This is a genomic window from Arcticibacter sp., from assembly GCF_045629565.1.
Taxonomy (GTDB): domain Bacteria; phylum Bacteroidota; class Bacteroidia; order Sphingobacteriales; family Sphingobacteriaceae; genus Arcticibacter.
In genome coordinates this window covers 1-3661 of sequence record NZ_JAZQRL010000070.1, presented here as the reverse complement: position 1 = coordinate 3661, position 3661 = coordinate 1, and the positions used below count along the sequence as shown (strand labels likewise).

Here is a 3661-nt window from a genome sequence, read left to right as displayed (position 1 = left end):
TTTAACATCGCAAGACTTTCATATTTATAGAAGTCAACGGTTGAAACGAATTGGAGGACAAGAAGTGTTGGTATTAAACAGACTAAATAAATAAGAATTCCTGTCGCTATCCAAAACGCCGGCTCTTTAGTTAATCTTTTCGTTGGAGGGTAAAGGAATAGTTCATAAAAATAGTACAGAGAAGCGGCGATCATTAAGAACGATGCAACTACAGAAGCATGATATGGCTGACCGACAAGTTGTTTACTGCTTATGAAATAGCCCAAACAGAGCAAAGGAAAAATAATTGCTAAATACCGAAGTATCGTTTTTATGTATATTCTGATGATGGTACCCCCTCATTCTGAAGGATGGTAACCCCCTTTGGAGTTATTAAGAAGTGAAAGAGCTTTGTGTTATTTTAAAGATATGGATTGCCTTGCACGTAACTTCATTTTTTCTTTCTTCGCGAGTCCCCTTTAAGTTCGATACGATGAGATTTTGCTGTCAATCTGTCCATTATTGCATCGGCGAGGGTTAATTCTTCCAGGTAATCGTACCAGCTTGCAACAGGCAGTTGTGATGTGATGATGATGGATTTTTTTGCATATCTGTCTTCGATAATTTGGAGTAATGCCAGCTTGATGTTTTTGTTCAATGCTTGTAAACCAAAATCATCCAGGATGATTAACTGTATTTTTTCAAGTTGATTTAAGAACTTAAGATAGCTACCTTCAGTTTTGGCCATGAGTATTGCTTCAATCAGTCTGTTCATATTCAAGTATCGGGTTTTGATTCCCATTAAACAGGCCTGATGGCCGAGCGCACAAGCGATATGGCTCTTACCGCAACCGGTAGCGCCCGTTATCAGGACATTCTCGCCCTGACCCAGATAACGTCCCTCCAGCAAATTTGACCATTGAGTTTTGGTAAGATTTCGTGATTCGGAACATTCAATTTCTTCTGGTATTGCATTGAACCGGAACTTCGCCGTTTTTAATAAAGTCGTCATTCGTTCATTACTTCGGTGCAATGTTTCAGCTTGAACGAGGTAGGAAAGAAGTTCATGTCCCTCGAGTTGTTGATTCACCGGAAGCTCCAGCTGCATACCATAGCTTGCCGACATTCCAAGTAATTTCATTTGTTGCATCTGCTGCAAAGTGTGTGTTGTGTTCATTGATAATATTTAGTGGTTTAAAAAAAGAAGCGATACGCGTTGTTGAACAAGGTGATTTATTTAATCACCTTGTTCAACAACGCAAGCCCGCGGCAGCGTCATAGGTTTACATTTTTTAAGAATGTCACGGGATAAACCCTCCCATTTACTGATAATTGCTACTGCCACGTATGTTGTCATGATGAATAGGTTTTGAATCGTCGTTGTCAAAAAGAAGTGGTTGTTTGTCAAGACCCGTTTGCAAAATGGATCGTATCATCGAGAGAGTAGGACGCATGACGTTTGCTGCGCGTACACACGCTGATTCCAGTCTATGTCTACTATACTTATACTGAAGCGCCAGCATGGCATTGCATGCTTTGAAGTTTTGTTCGGGATAGATGCTGCTGTGTAATAGCCGGTCGGCAGCTTGCCGCGTATACTTGCCAACCTTTTCGGCTTGGGTAAGCAGTTCGCCTACGGTCCATCCCTGAGTGGCAACCATGTGCTGATGATGAGCAGGCATATGTTCATGAATGCGGTTAAACTTTAGTTCCTGTGAACTTCTAACATGGAATGCAATGCGTTCATGTTGATAGTAGACCTCCACGGTTCGGGTATCAAAATAGACAATGACCTTCTTTCCAACATATTGGTAAGGAACAGTGTAGTAGTGCTTATTATCGGGGAGCTGTATCGCATAGTTGCGCTGGACAGTCACTGTTTTGCTTTGCTGAAGTTTAAAAGGAGTTTCAGGTAGAAGTTTCAGAACGGGTTTTTCATCCCGTTCAAAAATATCCCGGCGACTTTCTTTACTGCCTTTATACGGTTTGCTGTTTAATATATTCAGCCAGCCTGCAATTTGTGCATTGAGGTCTTCCAGACTGCAGGCTTTGTATTTGTACATAGGGCCATAGATATGATTATATACAATGTTCACGGCTCCTTCAACCATAGCTTTATCAGTAGGTTCGCGGGCTCTGGTGGCGCTAAATGTGGTATTGTAGTGGGCAGAGAGTCTATGACACAATTCAGTAAATGCAGGTTCGTATCGATCAGCCTTAGTTACAGCGGTTTTCATGTTGTCGGATAAATATGTCTTTGTCAGACCGCCAACATATTTAACTAATTCAATAATACATAAGGCAAAGTCTGGGATACGCTGGGTGTGTACAGCGATGCAAAAAATCAAACCGCTATATGGCAATACACCAACAAATACCTCACAATAGATCTTTTCACCGGTTTTAGTTATATAAAACAACTTCTTTCCAGCAAAATCAACCTGAGTAAATTCACCAGGATTATACGTCCAATGAAAAGCAGGATCAGTCTCCTTCAAATACTGTTTAAACAAGAAACAGTATTGACTATAGGAATAGCCGCCGGGATATTCCTGAATATACTCCGCCCATAACAGTTGTTTAGTAACACCAGTTTTATGGAGCGATTGCCTGGCTATATCGAAGTGGTTTACCGCTTGCCTAAAGCGGTGGCCGGTAACTGGTGCGGGATCCGGATCGTAAATGATATTTGCCAGCTCTTTGTCAGGTAAGCTAATAACATCGTTGTCACCCAAAAGTGGAGTTGCTGCGGCGATCTTGCGCAAATACTTCCTTACGGTTTTACGGCTTATGCCAGTGCGACGGACGATCTCTTTAATAGACACGCCATCTGCAGATAGTTGCTGTACTTGTTTAGCCTGATTCATGTCAAGAGACTTTTGAGCCATTGTTTCCCGGATTTAGCCGGGAAAATCAGATAAAAAGCTCAGACACTTCCGAAACTCATCGAAGGGGTACCATGCGCCGGAATGACAGTTTGAAACATCAGCGTTTGGCTCATAAACATCAGCTGCTCGACTCTTTTACTTTGTCAACACTATAGCAGCTTGGCTTGAACCGGGGGGTTACCATCCTTCAGAATGAGGGGGTACCATAATTCAGAACAGGGGGGTACCATGTACCAGTATATACACCGGTACCTTATGTAATTAGCAATACTGGTGTAAATACCCGCGATCGTTCCGGTAAATTAATCAATCCACTGACACGATAAGCAAGTACTTTTACCGAATAAACGAAAATGAAATAATAGTAAACCCTTATTTGTAAAAGAAAATTCGTTCTTAATGTTGACTTAGAAACGCTGCAGATACCCGTAAAGAACATGATATACTTTAACTAAGTCGATGACGCAGCGGGTAGATGAGGTCTGCACAAAAGATAAACGAAATATGATAAACAATATGTGGCAAACACGAAAGAAAGCATACCGTTAAAGATCCAGGGTTTCGGACACTCGCTGAATACTTTCAGCCGGATTGAAGTACCCGCAAAAGCTATCCTCTTCATGCGGGAGATTTCAAAGCGATTATACTGGATAGAAAAGGGCGACATAAGAAGCTGATTCAACATTGACGAAGCAGCCAAAAACAACCAGTTCTTGGCTGAGCATAATACCGTGTCATCTGTAGAAAGCAGGAAAACAGCCCGAGCGAGGGATTTCTGTAATGTGATCTGGAAT

Annotated in this window: 3 protein-coding genes; all 3 read right to left on the bottom strand. The window is 41.7% G+C overall.

The window, feature by feature from the left end; all coding sequences use genetic code 11:
* Positions 1 to 430: 430 nt before the first annotated feature.
* Positions 431 to 1156, bottom strand: a complete 726-nt coding sequence (gene istB / locus ACKI5J_RS09335; protein ID WP_407428802.1) for an IS21-like element helper ATPase IstB — start codon at positions 1154 to 1156, stop codon at positions 431 to 433.
* Between the two features lie 145 nt (positions 1157 to 1301).
* The gene (gene istA / locus ACKI5J_RS09330; RefSeq protein ID WP_407428800.1) at positions 1302 to 2867 is read right to left on the bottom strand and encodes an IS21 family transposase; all 1566 of its coding nucleotides are present in this window, start codon (positions 2865 to 2867) and stop codon (positions 1302 to 1304) included.
* 451 nt (positions 2868 to 3318) lie between these two features.
* On the bottom strand, positions 3319 to 3661 hold a 343-nt coding region (locus ACKI5J_RS09325; protein ID WP_407428798.1), incomplete at its 5' end, for a hypothetical protein.